The sequence below is a fragment of the Pontibacter oryzae genome, from assembly GCF_003576375.1.
In the GTDB taxonomy this organism is placed as follows: Bacteria; Bacteroidota; Bacteroidia; order Cytophagales; family Hymenobacteraceae; genus Pontibacter; species Pontibacter oryzae.
The window spans coordinates 520,744-547,391 of the sequence record NZ_QWGE01000003.1; the positions used below are offsets into that span (position 1 = coordinate 520,744).

Annotated in this window: 16 protein-coding genes; 14 read left to right on the plus strand and 2 right to left on the minus strand. The window is 47.0% G+C overall.

Annotated elements, in window-relative coordinates; all coding sequences use genetic code 11:
• Positions 1–31: 31 nt before the first annotated feature.
• The 5 genes from D1627_RS11045 to D1627_RS11065 all read left to right on the plus strand — a co-directional run bounded on the left by D1627_RS11045 (position 32) and on the right by D1627_RS11065 (position 7,389).
• The gene (locus tag D1627_RS11045) at positions 32–1,642 is read left to right on the plus strand and encodes an Ig-like domain-containing domain (protein ID WP_119432292.1); all 1,611 of its coding nucleotides are present in this window, start codon (positions 32–34) and stop codon (positions 1,640–1,642) included.
• A 181-nt stretch (positions 1,643–1,823) separates the two neighbouring features.
• Entirely contained in the window at positions 1,824–2,525 is a 702-nt protein-coding gene (locus D1627_RS11050; RefSeq protein WP_119432293.1) for an IS1 family transposase, read from the plus strand.
• Between the two features lie 1,777 nt (positions 2,526–4,302).
• Entirely contained in the window at positions 4,303–6,378 is a 2,076-nt protein-coding gene (locus tag D1627_RS11055; RefSeq protein WP_119432294.1) for a cation:proton antiporter, read from the plus strand.
• Positions 6,362–6,892, plus strand: a complete 531-nt coding sequence (locus tag D1627_RS11060; RefSeq protein ID WP_119432295.1) for a DUF4385 domain-containing protein — start codon at positions 6,362–6,364, stop codon at positions 6,890–6,892. Before D1627_RS11055 ends, D1627_RS11060 begins: the two co-directional genes overlap by 17 nt.
• A 38-nt stretch (positions 6,893–6,930) precedes the next feature.
• Positions 6,931–7,389 (plus strand): hypothetical protein, encoded by a 459-nt coding sequence (locus D1627_RS11065; protein WP_119432296.1) that lies wholly within the window; start codon positions 6,931–6,933, stop codon positions 7,387–7,389.
• A 135-nt stretch (positions 7,390–7,524) separates the two neighbouring features.
• Here the strand turns inward: D1627_RS11065 and D1627_RS11070 are convergent, their stop codons facing one another.
• Positions 7,525–8,658, minus strand: coding sequence for a hypothetical protein (locus D1627_RS11070; protein ID WP_119432297.1), 1,134 nt, complete (start codon positions 8,656–8,658; stop codon positions 7,525–7,527).
• Between the two features lie 238 nt (positions 8,659–8,896).
• On the opposite strand from D1627_RS11070, the gene D1627_RS11075 reads away from it, so the two are divergent.
• From D1627_RS11075 to D1627_RS11095, 5 genes are all read left to right on the plus strand, one after another.
• Positions 8,897–10,399, plus strand: coding sequence for a glycine--tRNA ligase (locus D1627_RS11075; protein ID WP_119432298.1), 1,503 nt, complete (start codon positions 8,897–8,899; stop codon positions 10,397–10,399).
• Positions 10,400–10,644: 245 nt separating this feature from the next.
• Positions 10,645–12,306, plus strand: coding sequence for a mechanosensitive ion channel family protein (locus tag D1627_RS11080; RefSeq protein WP_119432299.1), 1,662 nt, complete (start codon positions 10,645–10,647; stop codon positions 12,304–12,306).
• A gap of 724 nt (positions 12,307–13,030) precedes the next feature.
• Complete coding sequence (locus D1627_RS11085) at positions 13,031–15,493, plus strand: efflux RND transporter permease subunit (RefSeq protein WP_233555600.1); 2,463 nt, start codon at positions 13,031–13,033, stop codon at positions 15,491–15,493.
• A complete protein-coding gene (ileS, locus tag D1627_RS11090) occupies positions 15,471–18,827 on the plus strand; it encodes an isoleucine--tRNA ligase (protein WP_119432301.1) in 3,357 nt (1,118 codons plus the stop codon). The genes D1627_RS11085 and ileS overlap by 23 nt, the downstream gene beginning before the upstream one ends.
• A gap of 97 nt (positions 18,828–18,924) precedes the next feature.
• Positions 18,925–19,554, plus strand: a complete 630-nt coding sequence (locus D1627_RS11095; protein WP_119432302.1) for a lipoprotein signal peptidase — start codon at positions 18,925–18,927, stop codon at positions 19,552–19,554.
• Between the two features lie 86 nt (positions 19,555–19,640).
• On the opposite strand, the gene D1627_RS11100 is transcribed toward D1627_RS11095, so the two are convergent.
• Positions 19,641–20,252 (minus strand): HAD family hydrolase, encoded by a 612-nt coding sequence (locus D1627_RS11100; protein WP_119432303.1) that lies wholly within the window; start codon positions 20,250–20,252, stop codon positions 19,641–19,643.
• Positions 20,253–20,374: 122 nt separating this feature from the next.
• On the opposite strand from D1627_RS11100, the gene D1627_RS11105 reads away from it, so the two are divergent.
• The 4 genes from D1627_RS11105 (at position 20,375) to D1627_RS11120 (ending at position 26,524) form a co-directional block, all read left to right on the plus strand.
• Complete coding sequence (locus D1627_RS11105) at positions 20,375–22,147, plus strand: ABC transporter ATP-binding protein (protein ID WP_119432304.1); 1,773 nt, start codon at positions 20,375–20,377, stop codon at positions 22,145–22,147.
• A 69-nt stretch (positions 22,148–22,216) separates the two neighbouring features.
• Positions 22,217–22,984: a DUF695 domain-containing protein gene (locus tag D1627_RS11110; protein ID WP_158607178.1), complete on the plus strand. Its 768-nt coding sequence runs from the start codon at positions 22,217–22,219 to the stop codon at positions 22,982–22,984.
• A gap of 290 nt (positions 22,985–23,274) precedes the next feature.
• Positions 23,275–25,542 (plus strand): ribonuclease R, encoded by a 2,268-nt coding sequence (gene rnr, locus D1627_RS11115; protein WP_119432306.1) that lies wholly within the window; start codon positions 23,275–23,277, stop codon positions 25,540–25,542.
• A gap of 7 nt (positions 25,543–25,549) precedes the next feature.
• A complete protein-coding gene (locus D1627_RS11120) occupies positions 25,550–26,524 on the plus strand; it encodes a polyprenyl synthetase family protein (RefSeq protein WP_119432307.1) in 975 nt (324 codons plus the stop codon).
• Positions 26,525–26,648 lie beyond the last annotated feature (124 nt).

Sequence of the window (26,648 nt, forward strand, 5' to 3'; positions counted from 1 at the left end):
TGCCTATTTTAATTTCCAGACTCATTTGTCCATGAAGCTCCTCAAAACAGTAGTGACAGCAGGTATACTAGCCAGCATGGCATCTTGCGCTACACAAAATCCTCCGCAGGGCGGACCAAAAGATGAAACCGCTCCAACATTGATAAGCAGTAACCCCAAAGATCAGCAACTAAATGTGGACACACGCACAGTCACGCTTACGTTTGATGAAGAGGTTCAGCAGAATACATTATCAAAACAACTGTTGATTACTCCAAATATCAACAACCCGTATCAGGTTAAAACCAATAGAAATGAATTGACACTAGAGTTTGAAAAACCACTAGAGGACAGCACTACCTATACATTTAACTTTAGAGAAGGCATAACAGACATCACTGAGAAAAATAAAGCGCAAGGCCTAATGCTTTCATTTAGCACAGGAACATTCATTGACAGCAGTAAAGTAAGCGGACAGGTTATCAACTTGCTAATGCAAACACCTGAAAAAGATGCAGTGGTAGCATTGTATCAAGCTGAAGATACACTAAGCGTTCGTAAAAACCGACCATACTATTTGACAACCACCGACGCCCAAGGAAACTTCAGTCTAAAAAATATAAAAGAGGGAAGTTACCGAATGTATGCCTTAGTTGATAAAAACGGAAACACATATTATGATTCTGAGGAAGAAAGAATAGCATACTTAACAGCACCAATCCCTATAACTCCACAGACAGATACTATACGCTTGCAAACAATACGCATCGATACAAAGAAACCAATTCTTTTAGCCCGTGAAAAATATAGCGATAGATTTACAGGAAACTATAATGAGGGAATACAGGAAATTAAAGCCAGGACAATCGACTCAAAAGATACGTTAATTACTAAGCTAGCAACTGATGGCAGATCTGTAGAACTCTTTAAATCGCCTAAATTTAACGGTGGAAAAGTGCTTCTAACTGCAGTTGATTCAGCAGGCTTAACTGCGCTTGATACGCTTGAAATAGCATTTGAAGGCAAAAGATCACAACGAGTTAAAGGCGCTCAAATCAAGGTTATCAACACAACGGCAAATGGAAATTATAGGGTGGGACAACAAGTGGCTATTGAGTTGCAGACACCGGTTAACATTAAAGGAAATAGCCCCATCAAGTTAATATCTGACTCAACTATCTTAAAGGAGTTAAAGTATCCTGAAGAAATAAGCATCGATAAAACAAATACAGAATTACGTTTTGTCTTACCGCAACTCAACAGTAGAATCAGGCAGGTAATCGTACAGCTGGACAGCACTGCTATACAACCTATAGAAGGAGAACCACTGGCTTTTCCGCAACTCCAAATAGGAATTGCGGAAGGGCGTGGAACAGGAAGCCTAAGCGGTATAATAACTACTAATTATGAAAGCTATACGCTACAGCTCTTGAACAGTGAGTATAAAGTTGTTGAAGAACAACGTGGCCAGAAAACATTCCGATTCAAAAATATTTCTCCAGGGAATTACTATATACGGGTACTTATAGATGCCAATAAAAGCGGTAGATGGGATAAAGGTGACCCTGAATTTAAACAAGCACCTGAGCCAGTATTTATAGTACCGAATGCTATTGAGGTTAGAGCGAATTGGGAAATTGAAGATTTAAAATTAACCTTCTAAATATTAGTTCCAACACATAGAAAAGGAGGCGATTGTGCCTCCTTTTTTTATGCGTTGGAATGTGTATAAACTAGCTATAATCTGAAGATACTAATTCTTAAAGCAGATTTAAAAATAAGGTTGTGGTCTACAATGTATGATGATGGAATAAGTATGGCAGCAAGGGTGTTTACAGGAAGTTATGTGCGAGATAACTATCCAGGTAAGTTGCCCCTACTGCCACAGTATGAAGGTAGTCAAAAACGGCGTAAAGGTCACGGGCAAGCAGAACTTTCTGTGCCGTGCATGTGGAAAGCAGTTCCAGCATACCTATGAGAGGACCGGCTGCCGGCCCCAGGTAAAACAGTTGGTATTGGGCATGCTGGTGAGAAACTCCGGCATTCGGGATATTGAACAGGTGACGGGCGTGCACCGGCAGACCGTGCTCAAGTGGCTTAACCAGAAAGCTGAGAGCTTGCAGGTCAGCCCCCGTCTCAAGGCCTACACCACCGTCCAGCTAGACGAGGCATGGACGTTCGTCAAAGAGAGTAAGAAGCGCAAGAGATGGCTTTTTTACGCCTACGCGCCGGAGACGGGCGAGGTGCTGGCCTGGAGCTGGGGCAACCGAAGCCAGCACACGGTCAGAAGGCTATACAAGCAGCTGGAGCATTTGAAAATAGCCTGCTTCTGCACCGATGACTGGCCGGCCTTCACAAAAGTTCTACCCCCGGAAAGACATTTGGTGGGCAAAGCCTACACTAAAAACATAGAAGGCGTGAACCTATGCCTGAGAACAAGGAACAGGAGAATCGTTAGGAAAACGGCCTGCTTCTCCAAAAAAGAGCGGAACCATTACAATGCCATGAAGCTAATATTCTATTACCGAAATCATCATACATTGTAGACCACAACCTAAAATAATATTAGAGTAGATAAAGGCTTGGGGTGGCAACAAGGAAACGGATAATTTTATCAGAAAATGGAAAAGGATGCAAAACGAGTTTAGTTCAAGAATATATTAAAATGAGATCTAATTAAGTATACTTTTAGATCGGTAGTAAGAATAAGTTCATGGTAAGTCTTATTACGAGTATACTTGGCATGATCATTCACAAACCAAAATCAAATAACGGATTAAGTGGTGTGACAAAAACCTATTTTGAAAAATGAAGTCGTAAAGTAAGCGTTAAAGATAGCTGTTGATAAGTTAGAAATGAACCCACGGAATATAGTTAAGAACTTAGTTAAAAATAGCTTAGCAGTGACTTCACACCAATGTTAACCATGCTTCATAGAAAGCGAAATGAAAGTTATCCACTAGCTATACCTGAATTTTAGATGGTGTATTGATGGGAATATCAACCAGCTAATAAAATTAAAAGATGAGGTAATATTGGCAATACTGAATCATGGCTTAAAAAATACTGAATTTGGTAGCATAACTATAGACTTTCAATTACTGAACGATAAGCCTAGTCCGTATAGTAGAGACTGTCTGGGATCAAAAATCTGATTGATTGATATAACAAGCATCTAACCCAATAATTAGGATAGATTAAATGCGCCCTTACTCCTGCTCAGCTGATAACTATTGCTGAACATCTCGGATGCGAATTCACTGTTACAGAATCTCATTTGCAATTGTAATACAATCAAATCAAAAATTGAGAAATCTCTCAAAAGCAGTATCGCGGTCATGCCTAAGTCCGAATTTTAAAAACGGTACTCCTAAAAAAGATTGGCTTTGACCAAACAGGATATAAGCCAGACTCGCTCCTTCCTAAAAATCTGAAATCTATTTTATAGATGCTAGCACGAAGCTGAAGAGCGGAACAGTGATTCTAGCATGCAGCACTCCCATATTACTGAATGGTCAGATGTGGACTGACTGATCAGGAATATTTGTATCTGATCAAATACTACATGACGTTGTAAAACACTTTCCAGGTGACCCACCTAAACTTAATCAAGTAAGTTTTAACGAGAGTAATAATTACTCACAAAAGCCCATGCAGCAATTAGAAAAACTAATGCGTAAAGGCTGTTAAAGATTACACTTTAGAATTAAACAAATGGGAAAAGGCAGGTGTGAAAGCCCTGCTAAGCGCCAAATTTAGGGCAGCGTTAAAAAATAATTTACAGCTTTGAATAATTTTATAGTTAATCCACAAAAATGTGATTAAACCTGTGGATAAGCGTGGGTAACACTCAGGATAACTTACACACACATAAATTACACAGTGAAATTGGGCTTACACAAAGGGTAAAAAGTGGATACTGGTGTATAATCTCCCACACAAAAACCGCTTTTCCACGATGGTGTATTCTGTTTATAAAGAAATACACATTTTTAGTCAAAAAGTGGATAAAACAGCTAAAAGCTTGATACAAAAAGAAATAAAATACACAATTTGGACGACCCATGGTGAATAACCATAGAGGAGTACACAAGTTATCGGCAATACACAAAGCAGTGTAAAGTTGTCCACTTATGAACAGCCCTAGAAACAAAAGAAGAGTATTTAAAGAAAATCATTTTATAAAAGTTATTAGGTGTCGTAAAGTGTGGAAAGCTCGGGAAACAACCTTGTAAAATGAAATCTCAGAGTTACACAAGAGAACTATACAAGCGGAAAATCGATATATTTAAAACTTTAGAAAAGAGAACAAGATACTAACGCATGCTACAGAATATACACTTGACACTTCCGCTGGAAGAACCCGTCGTAATTTTTACACTGGTGCTTCTAATCATACTTGTGGTTCCGATCATACTTGGGCGGTTTCGAATTCCTGGAATAGTTGGCCTAATACTGGCCGGAGTTATATTTGGACCCAACGGATTTCACATACTGTCTCGGGATGCAAGTATAGAATTGTTCGGGACGGTAGGCCTACTGTATATAATGTTTCAGGCGGGCCTCGAAATCGATATGATCGATTTTAAGAAGTATAAAGTCCGCAGTCTGGTGTTCGGAACGTTTACCTTTATCATACCGATGATTCTCGGTACGCTTACATTCTTCTATCTACACGGGTATGACATCAAACCTGCTATACTACTGGCAAGCATGTTCGCGCCACATACACTGCTCGCCTACCCTATCATTAGCAGACTGGGCCTGAGTAAAAACGAAGCGGTAACACTAACAATAGGCGGAACCCTGATAACAGATACAGCAGTACTGTTTGTACTGGCAGTTATAATCAATTCTACGCAGGGCCAGACAAACGCGGGCTTTTGGGTTTGGATGATTGCCCAAATGGCCCTCTTTGTAGGCGTAGTGCTATGGATATTCCCGAAGATTTCGAAGTGGATGTTCAAGCAGTTAGAAAGCGAGAAAGGCGCACAGTATATATTCGTGCTGACCGTGGTATTTGCTGCAGCATTTCTATCAGAGGTGGCAGGTATGGAAGCCATCATAGGGGCCTTCCTGGCAGGTCTTGCCCTAAACCCTCTAATCCCGCATGCATCCGCCTTAATGAATAGGGTAGAGTTTGTGGGCAACAACATCTTTATTCCATTTTTCCTGATCAGCACTGGCATGCTAGTAGACCTGAAGGTGCTATTTACCGATACGAACGCTATGCTAATTGCCGGTACCATAGTTGTGCTTGCCCCAGCCGCGAAGTATGCAGCAGCCTGGATTACACAAAAGATATTTAAGTTTAGCGCGCTTCAGCGCAACCTGATATTTGGGTTAAGCAGTGCCCACGCTGCGGCTACGCTAGCTGTAGTGCTGGCAGGGTATGATATTGGCATACTAGGCGAAAGCGCATTGAATGGGGCGGTAATATTGATTTTAGTATCAAGCATGATCAGTTCATTCTCGACAGAGAAAGTGGGCCGCAAACTAGCCATACTAGAAAGCCGACGAAAACCAGACATCAGCCAAAAGCCAGACAGGATCCTTGTACCGATCGGAAATCCGAAGACTATCGAAAACCTGATCGATCTCTCGGTAATGCTCAAAAACCCAACCCATAAAGAGCCAATCTATCCGCTGGCAGTGGTAATTGATAACGAGCATGCAGAGGAGGAGATTTATAAGAAGAACAAAATGCTACAGGAAGCTATAAAGCATGCCTCAGCTACGGATAATGATGTACATTTGGTAAGCAAGATTGACATTAACGTCTCAAGCGGTATACTGCGGGCGATAAAGGAACTGATGATTACCGAGGTGGTGCTAGGATGGAACGCCAAGATAACCACCCGCGACAGGATCTTCGGGACAGTGCTGGATAATCTACTGGAGAACACCGAGCAAATGATACTGGTGTGTAAGATCATCCAGCCACTAAACACAACCGGCCGCTTAATCGTGATTGTTCCCACCAATGCAGAATTGGAAAGAGGCTTTATGCGCTGGATCAGGAGCGTGAAGCTACTCTCGACACAGGTAGGGGCTCCAATTGTGTTCCGGGGCCGCAGGCGTACCTTAAACAAGCTGAAAAGCGTAGTGAACAAGACTAAGCCAACTGTAGAGGCAGAATACTCACCATACAGCAACTTAAACGAGTTTGCCACTATGGACTCGGAACTGCAGAGTGATGATATGGTTATTGTGATTTCCGCCAGAAAGCGCACAGTGTCGTATAACAGCAACATGGATTACATTCCACGCGTGCTATCCAGAAACTACAAGAACAACAGCTTTATCGTGATCTATCCGGAGCAGTATCCGGTATACCAGAACGTACCGCTAAAACCTAATTCGTATTCGGGCACAGTAGATAATGGGGAAGAAATTTAATTATGACCTGGACTTTAAAAGTATAGATTTCAGGGAACAACCCGGGTTGTACCGTGTAGGCAAAGGCGAGCAGGGTGTGCTGTTGGTAGAGCCATACAAATCAGAGATACTACCGCACTGGCGTTTTAAAACCCCGGAGATAGCCACAGAGTCATCGGAGAAGATCTATGAACTGTTTCTGAATTACCTGGAAAAAGAGGACTTTATAGGCGCAGACATGGCGCGCAAGTTCCTGCAGATGGGCTATACGCGTAGCCGGCGCTATGCCAACCATAAGTCCGGGAAGAAGTATAAAGGCCCCGTACCCGATGATAAAAAGGGGCAAAGCGGCGCCCATGGCCGAAGCGAGTTACCAAGAGAGGAAGACCCAGTAAAAGCTGAATCCGCAGCAATTTTTAAGAAGAAATGGGATCAGGCGAAGGAAAATGAAAAATATAATACACTGAAAGAGGCTTTCCAAAAACAATACGAACAGCCAGAAACAGAACAAAAAGATAAACCTAAGAAAAAGTAAATCGCGTATCTTTGCACATAAAAACCACTAAAGAAAACATGATCAATAAAGACATCAGGTTAGGCAAGGGGCTTGGCAAGATCAAGTTTGGCCTGACAATGGAAGAAGTAGAAGAATTGTTAGGTGAGCCTGAAGAAGTAGAGGAATCTGATGAAGAGGATGAGTTTGAGCATCAGGCTTGGAATTACTGGGAAGATGGCTACTCGTTATACTTCGACAAAGAGGACGACTACCGCCTGAGCTGCATCGAGACGGCAAACCGTGAAGTCCAGATTTGGGGAGAGCGTATATTTGAGATGAGCAGAGCGCAAATTATCCAGCTCTTTGCCGATAACGATATCACCAACCCAGAAGAGGAAGAAGCTGAAACCGGCGAGACGCGCATCTCCTTCGAGAAAGAAATGATAGACCTGTACTTCGACGAGGATCAACTGATCGCGATAAACTTCGGTGTGTTCATCAATGATGATTTGGAAGTAATGTGGCCTGAGAAGTAAAAAGGCATATGCAAAAGTATAGCCCCGGTTGCCTGGCAACCGGGGCTTTTTTGTACCCGGCGCAAAGTATGAACCGGCCATAAAAAAAGCCCGGCACAAGGGCCGGGCTTTTTAGAAAGTATACTTCAAGGTCTTTTACTTAAAGAAGAAATCCATCAGCTCCTCCTGGATAACCGGGTTAATGGCCACAGCAAGTATGATAGAGATAATTAGACCGATGGTAACGGAAAGAATATCCTTACCGATCAGGTTAAAGGTTTTGGCGAACTTCACAGACGAATCGTGGGCGCGCAGGCGCATACCTAGCTCGCGACCAGCCAGCAAACCGACAAACACCCAGGTCGTACTCATTGGGATATTGTTAATCTCTTTAAAGTAGTACAGGATGATAGAGTAAGCCAGGTCGATGATGGTGGCACTACGCACGTCGCGCACCTCAGACTTCTCGTTAATGATGTGCTGGATTTTCTCGCCGCGGCGGTAGAACATGAAACCAAGACCCAGAAAGATAAAGCCCGCAAAAGCCGCAAACTCCCATCCACCAAGCTGGCGCGGCAGGTAAACCGCTACGTTGGCCAAATCCTGCGCCAACCACGTGTGCCATAGGAAACCGCTGATTACCCACTGGGCAACAACCCAGGCACCGTGCGCCTCGCCTTTCACAAAGCGCTTGATAACCTTTGTAAGCGCTAGATAAATGATGAAAGCAGCCACAAAAGCAGCCACATAACCCATCAAACTCTTGCTTACCATACTTATAATGGCTCCAGAGCTTACTGTAAACACACTTAAGAGCATAAACGTGGTAGAAACCGGAATACGGAAGCGCGTTAGCAAAAGGAGCACAATTGGCGCGGCCAACTGCAAGTACACGAAGTTGTCTATGGTCTGGTCGAAGCCCTTGGAAGACAAGCGCTGATACGTTACATCGCCATCAAAGGCATACCAGCTATAGAATACGGTGCCCAAAAAGATGGTACCCATAAAGAGCCATTGCCAATACCATTTTTTATCCTCGTTGGAAACAATGAACGTACCGATGGTCTGGATACTGTCGTTGGCGATGGCAGAATAACCCGCAAAGGCAAAACCCACCCACATAGCGATGGAGGCATACGGGTACACCAAACCGGCAAGTATGAGCGAGAAAGCGATAAAGTAAAGGAAGTTCTTTTCCTTCTGGATGTAAATATCAACCTGCTTGTACCGCTTCCGGAACTTGTATGGCTGGATAGGGGCTACATTTTTGGCTTTTTTTACTTTGGCCATTTTATTTAAAAGATTGGTAAATAATCAAAAAACGGCGCAAGTTACTCTAAAAAAAAGTGGAGGCCCGAATGCCAATGTTAAGAAATTGTTAACACAGGTAACATAAGCTACTGTAAGCGCCCTAAAGCCAGTTTTAAAGTATAAACCTTACAGAAAAAACACGGCACGCATGGGCTGCACCAGAAAAACTCTATCTTTACTTTAGCATATACAGTAGCTAAAAACTTATCTTTGCGACATGGCGACACAAGAAAAAACACCTGTAGAAAACGCTCAGCTGAAAGATATCATCTCGCACGCGAAGGAGTATGGCTTCATATTCCCGTCCAGCGAGATTTATGACGGCCTGCAAGCCGTGTACGATTACGGCCAGATGGGCGTGGAGCTGAAAAACAACATCAAAAACCTGTGGTGGAAGAGTATGACCCAGCTAAACCAGAATGTGGTTGGCCTGGACGCATCAATCTTTATGCACCCGCAGGTATGGAAGGCATCCGGCCACGTGGATAGCTTTAACGATCCGATGATCGATAACAAAGACTCCAAGAAACGCTACCGTGCCGATGTACTGATAGAAGACAAAGCCGCGCAGTACGAGAAAGACGGCCACTACGAGAAAGCCAGCGAATTACTGGTGGAGATGGGCAAGCTGCTCGGCGCCGAAGACCTGGATGGCGTACGCGAGCTCATCATCCGTGAAGATATAAAATGCCCAGTATCCGGCACTACCAACTGGACCGAAGTACGCCAGTTTAACCTGATGTTCTCGACGCAGGTTGGTTCTGTGGCCGAGGATGCCAGCACCATTTACCTGCGCCCCGAAACGGCCCAAGGTATATTCGTAAACTTCCTGAACGTGCAGAAGACCGGCCGCATGAAGATACCTTTCGGTATTGCGCAGATCGGTAAGGCCTTCCGCAACGAGATCGTGGCGCGCCAGTTTATCTTCCGTATGCGCGAGTTTGAGCAAATGGAGATGCAGTTCTTTGTGCGCCCTGGCACCGAGATGGAGTGGTACGAGCAGTGGAGAGACACTCGCCGTAAGTGGCACGAGGCCGTTGGTGTACCAACCAATAAACTGCGCTTCCACGATCACGAAAAGCTAGCCCACTACGCCAACGCCGCTCTGGATATTGAATTTGAGTTCCCGTTCGGTTTTAAAGAAGTAGAAGGTATCCACTCCCGCACCGACTTTGACCTGACGCAGCACCAGGAACTGAGCCGCAAGAAAATGCAGTACTTCGACAACGATCTAAACGAAGACGGCAAACCATACGGCAACTACGTGCCTTACGTGATCGAAACATCCGTAGGCGCCGACCGCCTGTTCCTGATGATTCTTTGCAGTGCCTTTACTGAGGAGGAGATCACCGAAGGGGAGAGCACAAAGAGCCGTACTTTCCTGAAACTGCACCCGGCACTAGCTCCGGTAAAAGCTGCCATACTTCCAATCACAAAAAAAGATGGACTTCCAGAAAAAGCGACGGAGATCTTTGAGGAACTGAAGTATGATTTCAACATGATTTATGAGGAGCGCGACAGTATCGGTAAACGCTATACCCGCCAGGATCTGATCGGAACGCCGTTCTGTATCGCCGTGGATCACCAGACGCTGGAGGACAATACTGTAACTGTGCGCGACCGCGATACACGCGAGCAGGTGCGTATGCCAATCAGTGAGTTACACAGCTATATCAACAAAGCCGTTAACTTTAAAAGTGTTTTAGAGAAACTGGCTTAAGTATAGATTTATCTTTGCAGAATAAGAGGCAGTGCGGCAAAACCGCGCTGCCTTTTTAATTATGGTAGCAAACACATTTCCTAAAAGCAATCTCCATAATTTTCGAAAGTATAACTGCACGCAAGCCTTACTGCTAGGCTTTTACAGAGAAAATGCTATTATATAAGGCGCAAAAATTTACCGGCCACACCTAGGTGTAGTTGTGCAAAAAATTATTAGTTTAAAAGGATAATTTATACTTCCGAATGAAAAATATGCTAAAGTTGATGCTGTGCCTGCTAGCTTTCCTGAGTATGAGGCCAGTTAATGCGCAGGTAACGGCGCCAGTAGATTCTGCATCTGCACCTAAAGGGGCGCCTATAGTCTTGAACCGCGATACACTGTTCTATATTTACCACCCTGTAGGTTCCTTCAGCAAAGAAGAGCGGGCCGCAGCAATAAATAAGAGGGTGCTGCAGCTATCGGAAGAGCGTTTCCTGCAACCCGACTCTGTAAAGGTAGTTGAGAATGTGCTCAGTACAGACATTGCCTACATGGACCGTGTGCTGATGAGCATTACAGAAGCAGACGCGGCAGCCGTATCGAGACCTCGAAAAGAGCTTGCCGAGTTATACGCGGGCAAAATTAAGCAGAGCACCATAGAGAAGGCGCGCCAATACAGCCTACGCAGCATCCTGATCGAGATTGGCTTAGCCGTGCTAGTGCTTATTATATTCTTCTTTCTGGTAAAGTATGTTAACAAGCTTTTCCATTTAATTTTCCGGAAGATTGAAGAGCAGGAGAATAAGCGTTTGAAAGGGCTAAAGCTAAAAGATTACGAGATGCTAACGCCCGCACGCGAAGTGGCTGTGGTGCTAACTGTAGCCAAGTTCCTGCGGTTAATCGTCATGTTTGTGATGATTTACATTCTGCTACCTATCCTGTTCAGTATTTTCCCTTGGACGGAGGGCTATGCCGATACCCTGCTGCTGTATATCCTAAATCCGCTCCGCAACATAGGTATGGGGCTGATAAACTACATCCCGAACCTGCTCACTATACTTGTGATTGTAGTGGTAACGCACTACGTGGTAAAATTCCTTCGATTCTTGGCCGGAGAGGTGGAGAGTGGCAAACTGGAGGTTCCGGGGTTTTATAAAGACTGGTCAAAACCAACCTACAACATTGTGCGCTTCCTGCTTTATGCATTCATGTTTGTAGTGATTTGGCCATACTTGCCGGGCTCTGACTCAGCAGTATTCCAGGGTGTGTCGGTATTTTTGGGTATACTCTTCTCGCTGGGCTCCTCATCAGCTATAGCAAACATGGTGGCGGGCCTGGTGCTTACCTACATGCGCTCCTTCAAATTGGGCGATAGAATTAAGATAGGAGAGATCTCGGGCGATGTGATCGAGAAAACACTGTTGGTAACGCGGGTGCGCACCACTAAAAATGAGGACATAACTATCCCGAACGCCATGATCTTGAACAACCATACTACAAACTTTACTACCTGCAGTGAGCAAAGCGAAAAAGGACTGGTATTGCATACCACAGTTACCATTGGCTACGACGTGCCTTGGCCGAAGGTGCATCAGGCGTTGATAGATGCTGCGTTGGCCACGCCCAATATAGAAAAAACGCCACAGCCATTCGTGCTACAAACCAGCCTTGATGATTTTTATGTGAGCTACCAATTAAATGCTTATACTTTTGCTGCCAGTAAGATGGCTGCCACATACTCCGGTATTCACCAAAACATACAAGACAAGTTTAACGAAGCCGGTATAGAGATACTGTCGCCTCACTACCGTGCCCAACGCGATGGCAACATGGTAACTATACCGGCGCATTATTTACCTAATGATTACCAAGCGCCAAGCTTCAAGATAGAACAAGTAAAAGCAGAGGTAGCCATGCATAGCTAAATGCAACATACATATTAACCCTGTCTCAGCATAGCACCAAGGCAAGGATTTGAAATGTAAGGTACATCAAACCTAATAATAGCCCTGGCAGCATATACAGCTAGCCTGGTCAAAGCTCTTAAAAGTCTTTAATTTTAAAAGTTATGTTAAGTATTGCATGCGCCAAAGCTGTTGAAAAGTCTACCTTCTTCAGAGGTTCGCTTTAAAATGTCATGCATTAGGTTTGCTTGGTAATCAAGGCAAATTCGTCCAATTAGATTTAGCAGCTTACTGCTTTTTGAGAAGGTTATACACTAAGGTTTCAGTTCTTTACATAGAGTATAAGACCTTTAGCCAAAGTGTAATATTCAGCTGCCCGACCCGACGTATACAAACAAGGGCTTACTTATACAAAGCAATAGGAAAGAAGAATCGAGCAAAGAAAAAATAAAGCAACTACTGACTGTTGAAACCAGCCATGATGGCAGGGCAACTAAAAAGAAGACCAGCAACATCATAAAGGCAAGCTAAAGGTACTCATACCACCTGTCGGGATAGCCTCGCTATATGCGAGGCTATTCTTTTTATGCCAATTGCAGAGGGCGTACTTTTGATGGCCTGGGCTAATGTTTAGCAATTGATAGCCTGCAGCGTGCGCAAAAAATACGTACCTTTGCCGAATTGTAGTTGCCGGATCATGTGGAATAAGATTGCCATTTTTATTATTAAGAATAGGCTGAGGCTGATGCTAGTCTTAGCCGTGCTTACTGCGTTTATGGCCTACCATGCCAGAAACGTAGAAATGTCGTACGACTTTGCCAACGTGGTAAGCCCCAACGACCCAGATATGCAGTATTTTACCCGCTTTAAGGAGACATTCGGCGAAGACGGGAACGTGCTGGTGGTAGGCATGCAGGATAACAGCATCTACAAGCTGCAAAAGTTTAAGCAACTACAGCAACTCACCCAAGACCTTAGCCAGGTAGAAGGCGTGAAAAGCGTAATAGCCTTGCCAAACCTAGTGCAGGTAGTAAAGGACACTGAGGCACGCAAATTCATCACCCGCAATATCTTCGAGCCTTTTCCTACATCGCAGCCAGAGTTGGATAGCTTGCTGCAGGTAGTTAGCAACCAGAACTTCTACGAAGGGCAGATAATTAATCCTAAAACTGGAGCCACGCTACTGGCTATCACTGTAGAGCCTGCATACCTAAATTCGGTGCGCCGCGTGGAGGTGATGGACAATATCTCCGGGCTTACAGAGCAGTTCACAAAAGACACGAAGGTACAGCTGCACTATGCGGGCCTGCCATACGTGCGCGCCGTGATGACGACCAAGGTTGCCTCCGAGATGAAGCTGTTCCTGGTGCTGGCGTTGCTGGTAACGGCCGTAACACTGTTTATCTTCTTCCGTTCGTTCTTTGCCGTGTTCATCCCAATGCTGGTTATCAGCGTGGTGGTGGTATGGGTATTAGGCATCATCTCACTATTCGGCTTTAAAATATCGCTATTAACCGGCCTTATTCCGTCCATTATCGTAGTTATCGGCATCCCGAACACAACCTACCTGCTAGCGCGCTACCATTTCGATTACCGCCGCCACGGCAACAAGATACTGGCCCTTTCGCGAGTTATCAGCAAAATCGGTTTGGTAAATCTGGTGAATAACACTACCACGGCTATTGGCTTTATCGTGTTTACGTTCACGCACATTGCCATACTTTATGAGTTTGGTATGGTGGCAGGTATAAACATCTTCGTTACCTTTTTTATAAGTATGATCTTGGTGCCGGCAGCTTTCTCCTACTTGCCGCCGCCCACTGAGCGCCAGTTGCGCCACCTCGATGCTAAACCGCTGAACAAGCTACTCGAGTTCTTCGATTTTATAGTGCACCGCAAACGCCCGCTGGTATACTTCTTCCTGGCGGTTATACTTGGCCTTTCGTTCTGGGGCATCTATAAGGTAAAAACGGTGTCTTATATGGTGGATGACCTGCCGGAGGAAAGCAGCGTGAACGCCGACCTCGCCTTTTTTGAGCAGCACTTTAACGGTGTGATGCCACTGGAGATTATCGTGGACACAGGTATTAAGCAAGGTGTGATGCGCCTGCCGAACCTGCGCAAACTAGCGGAGCTTGAAGATTTCCTGCACACGCAGCCCATACTTTCCGCACCAATCTCGGTAGCAGGATTGGTCAAAACGGCTACGCAGGCATTTTACGAAGGAGACCCGAACTCGTACCGCTTGCCCGATAATACCGAGCGCAACTTTATCTTTAGCTACCTGGCGCGGCAAAATGACGAGGCCAACCAAAAGCTGCTGCGTGCCTTCGTGGATAGCACCGGCCAGCGCGCGCGCATCTCACTGAAGGTGGCAGACGTAGGCTCACGCCAACTTGATACGCTCATCAACAAAAGAATAAAACCACAGCTGCGCGAGATCTACGGCGGTGAAGGCGTAACGGAAACTGACGAAGGCAATACCATGCGCTTCATCCGCGATGATAGCGGCGCTGAAACTACCGTGAACCTGACTGGCACCACGCTGTTATTCATCAAAGGAAACCAGTACCTTATTAACAACCTGCGTTCTAGTTTGCTACTAGCTTTTGTGTTGGTAACTCTTATCATTGCTCTGTTGTTTAAGTCTTTCAGGGTAGTTGCTATATCTTTGATTCCTAACATGATACCGCTTGTAATAGCTGGTGGTTTAATGGGGCTTTTCAATATTCCGCTGAAGCCTAGTACTGCGCTTATTTTTAGTATTGCACTAGGTATTGCCATCGACGATTCTATTCACTTTCTGGCAAAGTATAGAACCGAGCTGCTGGCCAACGGCTTCAACGTGAGCAAGGCCATTACGAACAGTTTAATAGAGGCGGGCACAAGTATGATTTATACTTCGCTGATACTGTTCTTTGGTTTCGTTATCTTCGCCTTCTCGGAGTTTGGCGGCACGAAAGCGCTGGGCATACTCATGTCGGTGAGCTTGCTGATTGCATTGTTCACGAACCTGATTATCTTGCCAACCTTGCTGATGAGTTTCGACAGTGGCAAGTACATACACGAACCAGATGCCCTGATAGAGGGTTATGAAGAATATTACGATGAAGACAGCGACGCCGAGCTGGATTTGGCTCAGCTGCGCCTGAAATTAGATCAAGAGGAAGACAATAAACCTGAAAATGGTAAAGTACAACGAGTATAAGAACCTGAACTACGCTAAGGTAGGTGAAGATGTGCTAGCATTCTGGAAGCAGAACAACATCTTCGAAAGATCGGTGGCTACCCGCGAGGGCAACACGCCGTTTGTGTTTTACGAGGGCCCGCCTTCAGCTAACGGTACGCCGGGCATCCACCACGTGATGGCCCGTGCCGTGAAAGATATTTTCTGCCGCTACAAAACCCTGAAAGGCTTCCAGGTAAACCGCAAAGGCGGCTGGGACACACACGGCCTTCCGGTAGAGCTACAGGTAGAAAAGGAGCTGGGCATCACCAAAGAGGATATCGGCAAGAAGATTACGGTAGAGGAGTATAACCAGCGCTGCCGCGAAACGGTCATGCGTTTTAAATCGCAGTGGGATACCCTGACCGAGCAAATGGGCTACTGGGTAGACCTGAACAACCCGTACGTAACCTTCGAGAACGAGTACATCGAGTCGTGCTGGGCGCTGCTGCGCAAGCTTTACGACAAGGGCTACCTGTATAAGGGCTATACTATTCAGCCATTCTCGCCGGCTGCCGGCACCGGCCTGAGCTCGCACGAGCTGAACCAGCCGGGCTGCTACAAAATGGTAAAAGATACTACCATCGTGGCGAAGTTCGAGGTGAAGAAGATAACCCGCAACATGTTTCTGTTCGAGCATGAGGAAGAGAAAACATACTTCCTGGCCTGGACAACAACCCCCTGGACGCTGCCAGCCAACACTGGCCTTGCCGTGGGCAAGAACATCAAGTATGTAAAAGTCCGGACCTACAACCCGTATACTTTTGAGCCGATTTCGGTTATACTTGCCAAGGATCTGGTAAGCCGTTACTTCAACTCGAAAGCCGCTGACCTGGCCCTAACCGACTATAGCTCCGGCGATAAGCTGATTCCTTTCAAAGTTGTGGAGGAGTTCCTGGGCAGCGACCTGGCAGGCGTGGAGTATCACCAGCTGATGCCATACGTGCAGCCTGAGAAGCCAGCCTTCCGCGTGATCATCGGGGATTATGTAACTACAGAGGATGGTACCGGTATCGTGCACATCTCACCGACATTTGGTGCCGATGATGCCCGCGTAGCTGCCCAAAACGACATCCCGGCGCTGCTGGTAATGGACGAGAACGGCAAGCCAGGCCCGATTGTGGACCGCCAGGGCCGCTTTGTGCCGGAGATAACAGACTTTGCCGGCATGTACGTGAAGAATTACGACGGCCAGGACGAGTCTGCCCCGGACTACAAGCCAACCGACGTACTGATCGCCATTAAACTGAAAGAAGAAGGCAAAGCCTTTAAAGTAGAGAAATACGAGCACACCTACCCGCACTGCTGGCGTACCGATAAACCGGTGCTATACTACCCGCTGGATAGCTGGTTCATCAAAACCACAGCCGTAAAGGATAGACTGATCGAACTGAATAAAACCATCAACTGGAAACCGGAGTCTACGGGTTCAGGCCGATTCGGTAACTGGCTCGAAAACCTGGTTGACTGGAACCTGTCGCGCTCGCGCTACTGGGGCACACCGCTGCCTATCTGGCGTACCGAGGACGGTGAGGAGGAAATCTGCATCGGCTCTATTGCCGAGCTGACCGAAGAAATTGGCAGAGCCGTAGATGCTGGCGTAATGGACGAGGCCGTAGAGGTAAAAGACCTGCACCGCCCGTATGTGGACAACATCATCCTGCTAAGCAAGTCTGGCAAGCCAATGTACAGAGAGACAGACCTTATCGACGTTTGGTTCGACTCTGGCGCGATGCCTTATGCACAGTGGCATTACCCGCTCGAGAATGAAGAGCAGTTCCAGAAAAACTTCCCGGCAGACTTTATCGCAGAAGGCGTTGACCAGACACGCGGCTGGTTCTTTACCTTGCACGCGCTGGCCGTAATGCTGGAAGATAGCGTAGCCTATAAAAACGTAATCGCCAACGGCCTGGTGCTCGACAAGAACGGCAATAAGATGAGCAAGCGCCTTGGTAACGCTATCGACCCGTTCGAGATGATCGGCCAGTATGGCCCGGACGCCGTGCGCTGGTACATGATCGCGAACGCGCCGCCTTGGGATAACCTGAAGTTTAACCCGGACGGGGTGGTAGAGACGCAGCGCCGCTTCTTCGGTACCTTACAGAACACCTACTCGTTCTTCGCGCTTTACGCTAACCTGGATAACTTTACCTATTCCGAAGCAGATGTGCCGATGGCGCAGCGCACCGAGTCGGACCGTTGGATCATTTCTAAGCTAAATACCCTGATTCAGGATGTGGATGCGAATTACGCGGATTACGACCCAACCCGTGCCGCCCGAGCCATCCAGGATTTTGTGGTAGACGACCTGAGTAACTGGTATGTGCGCCTTAACCGCAAACGTTTCTGGAAAGGTGAGTATAACACCGATAAGATTGCCGCTTACCAAACGCTTTATACTTGCTTGGAAGTGATTGCGAAACTGGCCGCGCCAATTGCGCCGTTCTATACCGAGCAACTGTACCGCGACCTGAACGCCGTGAGCAACAAGCACACTGAGGAGTCGGTGCACCTGGCATACTATCCGGAGGTTAACCACGAGGACATCAACAAGGACCTGGAAGAGCGCATGCAACTGGCCCAGACTGTTTCCTCTTTGGTGCACTCGCTGCGCAAGAAGGAGATGATAAAAGTACGCCAGCCGCTGCAGCGCATACTTATACCTGTGCTGAACGATAAAATGCGCACGCAGATAGATGCCGTAGCCGACCTGATCCTGAGCGAGGTGAACGTGAAGACGATCGAGTACATCGATGACACGTCGGGCATCCTGGTGAAGAAGATCAAGCCGAACTTTAAGAAGCTGGGTCAGGTTTTCGGGCCGAAGATGAAGCTGGTTGCCGCCGCCGTGCAGCGCATGGACCAAAACGACATCGCCCACCTGGAGCGCGAAGGAGGTTTCGAGATCATGCTGAACGAGGAAGAAACAGCCATACTTACGCCAGACGATGTAGAGATCTCGTCGGAGGATATACCGGGTTGGCTGGTAGCCAACGAAGGCAGGCTAACCGTGGCTTTGGATATTACGCTAACCGAGGAGCTGAAGCAGGAAGGCATTGCCCGTGACCTGGTAAACCGTATCCAAAACCTGCGCAAAGACAGCAACCTGGAGGTACAGGACAAGATCCATATCCTGCTGCAGCGCACAGAGCCTGCCGTGATGCAAGCCGTAGAAAACTACAGCAGCTACATTTGTGCCGAAACGCAGGCCCTCAGCCTGGATACAGTAGACGAGCTCGAAAATGCCACCTTGCTTGATATCGATGATTATAAAGTATACATCCATATCCAGACGGAGCGAAGCACGATCATCTAAACCGAAAGCACCAGGAAACTAAAAGTGTTCCTGGTGCTTTTATACTTTTACAGAAGTATAAAAGCAGCGGCTGCGCAAAGTCGCTTAACTTACACATATGAAATACCTGAAATATTACCTGGCTGCACTGGCCGTTATACTTGTGGATCAGGCCGTGAAGCTGATCGTGCATTACAACATGGAAATGGGCATGCCTGGTGAGATACACCTGATCGGCGACTGGCTGAAGCTGCACTATACTTTAAATCCGGGTATGGCCTTTGGCGTGGAGCTAGGCTCCGATTACGGCAAACTTATTCTAACGCTGTTCCGGTTAGTAGCTATGTTCGGTATTAGTTACTATTTATACTATCTGGCTAAAGCTAAAGCACCAAAGGGCCTTATTTGGTGCATCGCACTTATACTTGGCGGTGCCATTGGCAACCTGGTAGACAGCACTTTTTACGGGGTTTGGTTTGATAACGCGCCTTACGGGGCCTCTACACCCTGGTTTCATGGGCAGGTAATTGATATGTTTTATGTGGATATCTGGGAGGGAATCGTGCCGAACTGGGTGCCTTTATTAGGTGGCAAGCCCATGTCTTTGTGGCCAATATTCAACGTAGCCGACTCAGCCATCTTTGTTGGTGTCTTACTGATTCTGTTTAATCAAAAGCGCTTTTTTGGTTACGACGAAGCACCAACTAAACACCGTAATACAACTATAGAGCAGGAGCAAGGCTTCTAATATAGCAGAAACTAAATAAAAAAGCGGCTACCATACTCAGGTAGCCGCTTTTTTATTTTAAGCCGGGATAAAATTTAAAAGATTGGTTACTGGGTTAAAACACCCATCTCCTGTAAGGCAATTCGTAAGTTTTCCGGCGATGTGAAGTGGATTGATGTAATGCCAAGCGCTTCGGCGGCTTTAATATTGCGCAGGTTATCATCAATAAATACAGCCTCGCTCGGATGCACGCTGTAGCGGTTAAGTAACGTATGGTAGAAAGATGCAAATGGCTTTCTGTCTTTCTCGGTCCCAGAAACCACAATGCCGTCAAACCAATTTAGGAAACTGTAACGCTCTTGAGCAATCGGAAATGTTTCAGCAGACCAGTTGGTAAGGGCATACAGGTTATACTTCTCGCTTGCTTTTATTTCTTTTAGTATATCTACAGTGCCGTTTATCGGGCCTCCCAGCATCTCGTCCCAGCGGCCATAAAACGCTTTTACATTCGTTTCATGCTCAGGAAATCGCTCTACCAGCATGTTAGTAGCCTCACGTAGCGGACGACCGGCATCCTGTTCTTCGTTCCAATCCGGAGTACAGATATTTTCCAGGAAATGATGCATTTCAGCCTCATCATCAAATAACTTATGGTATAAATGGTGTGGGTTCCAGTCAATCAATACGGCGCCCAAATCAAAAATCACGGTTTTAATCATATTCTAAATATAGCTTTTCAAAAATATACTTAAGGACCTAAATAAGAGCCATGCAATAGTGGTACCAGTCCGTATACTCCCGCAAAATGCTTATTTTTACCTAAAGCCCAAGTATAAACCCCTTGAAAACACTTTTACCCATACTTCAGGTTTCAGGACTTGAGACTAGTTTTAGGTCACGCTATAACTCCATAAAAGCTGTGGATGGTATTTCGTTTGAGCTTTACCCCGGCGAGACAATAGCCATCGTAGGAGAGTCGGGGTCAGGGAAATCAGTAACTGCGCTATCGCTGATGGGGCTGCTAGGCAACGGAGGTGTAATTTCGGAAGGGAAGGTGCTATATCAGTCAAAGGCATTTGGCGAAGTTGATCTGTTACAGCTCCCAGAAAAGCAGTTGCAACGCTTGCGCGGGCAAGAGCTAAGTATGGTTTTTCAGGAGCCGATGTCATCTCTGAACCCAGTCCTGACTTGTGGAAAACAGGTGGCTGAGGTGCTCTCGACACATACAAGCATGTCTGACAAAGACATTAAAAAACGCGTTATAGAGCTTTTTGAACTGGTTGAGCTGCCTCGTGCCAAGAAGATGTACGATGCTTATCCACATGAAATTTCTGGTGGACAGGCACAGCGTATCATGATTGCTATGGCTATGGCCTGCACCCCGCGCATCCTGATAGCCGATGAGCCAACTACTGCCTTGGATGTGACGGTTCAGGCACGCGTGCTGCAACTGCTCGATAAGTTAAGGGCTAAAGAAGGAATGACTGTCCTGTTTATAACTCATGACCTAGCTGTGGCAGCCGAAATAGCGGACCGTATTCTGGTTATGTACCAGGGCAGAATAGTGGAGCAGGGCAGCACCATGCAAATCTTTACCAATCCGCGGCATAACTATACTAAAGCTTTGCTTGCCAGCCGGCCAAAGTTAAGAACAGCGCCCAAAACCCTGCCTACATCAACTCCCGGGTTTCTGGAGAACCGGGAGGCGTGTGTTCAACCGAAGGATTATAAACCTAAGGAAAATTATAAAAGCAGGCCGGAACCACTCCCTCCGCTACTGCAAGTGGATGCCTTGAAAGTATACTTTCCGCTGAAAAAAGGAATTTTCGGACGCAGTAGAGAGCAGGTAAAGGCAGTAGATGGCATAAGCTTCTCGGTACTGCCAGGAGAAACACTTAGCTTGGTAGGTGAGTCTGGCAGTGGAAAGACTACCTTGGGGCGTGCCATACTACGGTTGGTAAAACCAACATCGGGTAGAGTGTTATACGATGGCCAAGACATAGCCAGCATGCGTGACGGAACCTTGCGCAAAAGCCGTAAGAATTTCCAGATGATTTTCCAGGATCCGTATAGTTCGCTCAACCCGATGCAGTCTGTAGGCGATGCAATTATAGAGCCAATGCGTGTGCATAACCTATACGGTTCGGCAGCAGCGCGGCGTGCAGAAGCATTGCAACTGCTTGATAAAGTGGGTCTTCCTAAAGATAGTTTGGCGAGTTATCCACATGAGTTTTCGGGTGGGCAACGCCAGCGCATCTGCATTGCGCGCGCCCTGGCATCCAAGCCAAAATACCTTATTTGCGATGAGGCAGTTTCTAGCCTGGATGTGTCGGTGCAGGCACAGGTGTTACAGCTACTAAACCAGTTGAAGCAGGAACTCCAGTTGGCCATTATCTTTATTACTCACGACCTTTCGGTAGCGCAGCAGATATCAGATCGGATTTTAGTGATGTATCAGGGCCGCGTTGTAGAGCAAGGCACTCCGGATGAGTTATTCTTTAACCCCCAGCAGCCCTATACTCGTACGCTAATTAATGCCATCCCTAAGGGCGAACCCGAAGATATCGCAATGGCGCAGCAGAAACGGCAGCTTCGCAGAACCAGCTCCGTGTAAGCGCCCGGCCAATGCGTATCTTCCTGTTATTCAGTTCTGATGGGCTCCGAAACAAAACCACTAACTACTATGGATCAAACAAATTATGTATCAGATTGGGAATTCTATTTTGGCAATGTAAACAACATGTTAGGCTCAATTGCAGTAGATCTGGGCTTAGCTAAAATTGCCCCTGTAGCGGAGCAACCCCATGTAGTCTGGGTATCTATTAACATGCTGGATCCACGGCCTGACGGTTTGTCGTCGATGCAGGAAACAGTTGTGCTCCAACAGATAGAAGATGACCTGGAGGCAGCGCTGGAAGAAAAACACAAAGCCATCTATGTGGGCAGGTCTACTTCTAACGGGCACCGCAAAGTATACTTTTACCTAGCCGATACCACTGCTTATGAAGAAACAATTGCCTCGGTAATGCAGGAGTATGCGGGGTATACTTATGATTTCGGAACAAAAGAGGACAGAGGCTGGAACGGCTACTTTACGTTTCTGTTTCCGGAGCCGGAGCAGTATCAAAGTATCCGCAACCGCAAGGTAGTGGACAGCCTAGAGGAGCATGGCGATGACCTGACCAAAGCGCGCGACATCCATCACTGGGTCTTCTTTAAGACTGCAGAAAGCCGCGAAGCGTATGCAGCAAGTATAGAAAAGGAAGGTTTTACGGTGGTTGCCCGCGATTATGACAAGGCATTGGGCAGCTACCCATATCGCCTTCATATCAAACACACCGACAAAGTAGACTGGACGAGTATAGATAAAACAGTGCTGCACTTGTGGCGCCTCGCCCAGAAGCACAACGGCGATTATGATGGTTGGGAAACCGCCGCAAAAACAAATTAAAGTATATCAGGTTAGTGTAGCAGACTTATAGTAAGTATAGGTAAAGAAGATAAGGCATCATAACCCTTGTATACTTTATACTTCAGAGAAAGTATAAAGCTGTTGTTTTACGTGCCATATCCAGAAACAACCCTCCTTATATAGAAAATTCTCTATAAATTGAACTCGAATTGCATAGTGCTTTAGCCAAAGAGCCTTTACAGGCGTATAGTAAAAAATTAATAGAGCTAAAGTATGTACATGGGTAAGTAGCTATACAGGCAACAGCCCATAGACACCTAATTTTATACATGAGAAGTAAGAAAGACAAAAAAGGCGGCAGAAGTAACGAAGGCCGCAACGATAACCGCCGATCCGGTAGAGGTAGAGGCGAGTCAGCATCTAACCATAAATCATCAGCGCGCGAGGCATCTGCTCGCAAAGAGCCCTCCAACCGTAAGGGTGCTCCAAAATCAGCCAAAGCTGTAGTACTGGAAGTATTCTCCAATAGCCCGGATGCCGTATTCACCATGCGCCAGGTTACCCGCCGCCTTGGCGTGACGGATAAAAGTGGCCGCGAGCAAATGCAGAATTTAGTAAAAGCCCTTGTGCGCGAAAATAAACTGCTTGCCGTAGACGACGACAAGTTTATGATGAACCTGAAGGTAGACATCATTACAGGCCGCGTAGACTTGGCAAACAGCAAGTATGCCTACATCGTTTCTGAGGAGCGCGAGGAGGATATCCGAGTATATACAGAGCACCTGCAGTACGCCATGGACGGCGATCTTGTAAAGGTCGAGGTCCTGCCATCGGTAAGAGGCGGCCGCCAGGAAGGCGTAGTGGTAGAAGTGCTGCAGCGCTCCCGTACCGAGATGGTGGGCCTGATGGAACTCTCTAAAAACTTCGGTTTTGTAGTACCGGACTTTAAGCGCACATACTTTGATATTTTTGTAGGCGAGCGCCACCTCAAAGAGGCGCAGTCCGGCGACAAGGTGCTGGTGCGCATTATTGAGTGGCCTGATAAACCGGGCAAGAACCCAACCGGCGAGGTTGTAAGGGTGTTTGGCCCTGCCGGCGAGCACGAGGCAGAGATACACTCCATCATGGCAGAGTTTGGCCTGCCGTTCGAGTTTCCGGAAGCCGTGGAGGAAGAGGCAGAGAGAATCTCGGATAAAATACCAGCCGGAGAAATTGCCAAGCGCCGTGACTTCCGCGACGTAACCACCTTCACCATAGACCCTGCCGACGCCAAAGACTTCGATGACGCGCTATCGATTCAGAAACTGGAGAACGGCAACTGGGAGATAGGCGTGCACATTGCAGACGTAACGCACTACGTGCACCCAAGAAGCATACTTGAGAAAGAGGCTTTCCATCGGGCAACTTCTGTATACTTGGTAGATAGAACCATCCCGATGCTGCCAGAGCGCCTGTCCAACGGCCTGTGCTCACTCAGACCGGAAGAGGAGAAGCTTACTTTCTCAGTGGTGTTTGAGCTCGACGAGAAGGGCAAGCTATACGATACATGGTATGGCCGCACCATCATATATTCTGATCGCCGCTTTACTTACGAGGAAGCCCAGGAACGCATCGAAACCGGTGAGGGCGACTTTGCCGAAGAAGTGAACATCCTGAACGGCATCGCCAAAAAACTACAGACCAAACGCTTTAAGAACGGCGCTATTTCTTTTGAAACGGTAGAAGTTAAGTTTAACCTCGACGAGAACGGCAAGCCGCTTTCAGTCTATGTGAAAGAGCGCAAGGACGCGCACAAACTGATCGAGGAGTTTATGCTGCTGGCCAACAAGCGCGTTGCTGAGTTTGTGTATGGCCTGGGCAAAGGCAAGAAGCGCCCAACCATGGTATACCGCACGCACGGCAACCCAGACCCCGACAGGCTGACTACCTTTGCGCTGTTTGCCCGCAAGTTTGGCTACAAAGTAGACCCCGAAGGCGATATATCGGAAGAGCTAAACCACCTGACAGCCGAGATAGAAGGAAAGCCGGAGCAGAGCGTGCTTCAGAACCTGGCTATCCGGACCATGGCAAAAGCCAAGTATAGCACCGAGCCGGAAGGCCACTTCGGATTGGCCTTTGCGCATTACTCGCATTTTACATCGCCAATCCGCCGCTACCCCGATATGATGGCGCACCGCCTGCTGCAGCATTACCTGGACGAAGGGAAATCCGAGGATAAAGAAGAATACGAAGAGCGTTGCCGCCACTCTTCCGAAATGGAGAAGCGCGCCGCCGATGCCGAGCGTGCCTCTATCAAGTATAAGCAGGTTGAGTTTATGAAAGACACAATTGGCAATCAGTACAAGGGTATTGTTTCCGGTGTCACAGAATGGGGTATCTTTGTAGAGATCGAGGAGAATAAGTGCGAAGGCATGGTACGCCTGGCCGACATCAATGACGATTACTACGAACTGGATGCCGATAATTACCGCATCATCGGGCGGCAGACCAAGCGTATTATTTCGTTCGGGGATGAGGTATTGGTAGAGGTGAAAAGCGCCAATATGGCCGATCGCACCATCGACCTCGACTTAATCGAAACACTAAAACAACATTAAGCACCCTGTGGATAGCAGCATCCTTTCTGAAAAGATAAGCCATACGTTATCAACGCTCCGCTACGGTGAAAACCCAGCGGAGCTTTACGAGCCGATTCGCTACATTATGGCGCTGGGCGGTAAAAGAATACGCCCTTTGCTGGTGTTGCTAAGCGCTAAAATGTTTGATGAGGATGTGGAGAAGGCTCTTTTGCCCGCAGCGGCAGTAGAGGTTTTCCACAACTTCACGCTCATGCACGACGACATTATGGACCGTGCGCCACTGCGCCGCGGGCAACAAACCGTGCACGAAAAGTGGGATGCCAACACGGCCATACTTTCCGGGGATGTGATGCTGGTGCGTGCTTACGAGCTGCTGTTGGGTGTAGAGCCTGATAAGCTGGCGCTGGTGCTGCGCTTGTTTAGCCACACTGCTGCCGAAGTTTGCGAAGGACAGCAACTCGACATGAACTTCGAGCGCCGCGAGCAGGTAAGCATACAGGAATACATCCACATGATCACCCTGAAAACAGCCGTGCTGCTGGGCTTTAGTTTGGAGCTGGGTGCCATACTTCAGGGAGCACCCGAGGCAGACGCGGAGCACCTGAAAGCATTTGGCGTTAACGTGGGCATTGCTTTCCAACTGCGCGATGATTTACTGGATGTGTATGGCGATAAAGCCAAGTTCGGTAAGCAGGTGGGCGGCGATATTCTGTCGGACAAGAAAACGTTCCTGATGCTAACGGCGTTGGACCAGGCCAACGAGCAGCAGCGGCAAACCATTATCAGCTGGCGCAACAAGACGGATGAAAGTATAGCTGAAGCCAAGGTACAGGCTGTAACTGCCATTTACGACCAGCTGAACATCCGCTACCAAACAGAGCAGCAAATAGAGTTATACTTCCAGAAGGCCCTGCACCACCTCGATGCTATCCAGCTACCAGAGGAGCGCAAAAGCAGCATACGTGGGCTAGCCCTGCAACTTATGGAAAGGGATAGTTAAATTGTTGCATTGCTGTATTGTTAAATTGTTGGCTCACAGGTGTAAGGTATCCTCATTAACAGTCAACTTCCTAACTTTCTAAAGTTCTAACTTTCTAAACTCTCTAACTTTTACCTTTCTAACT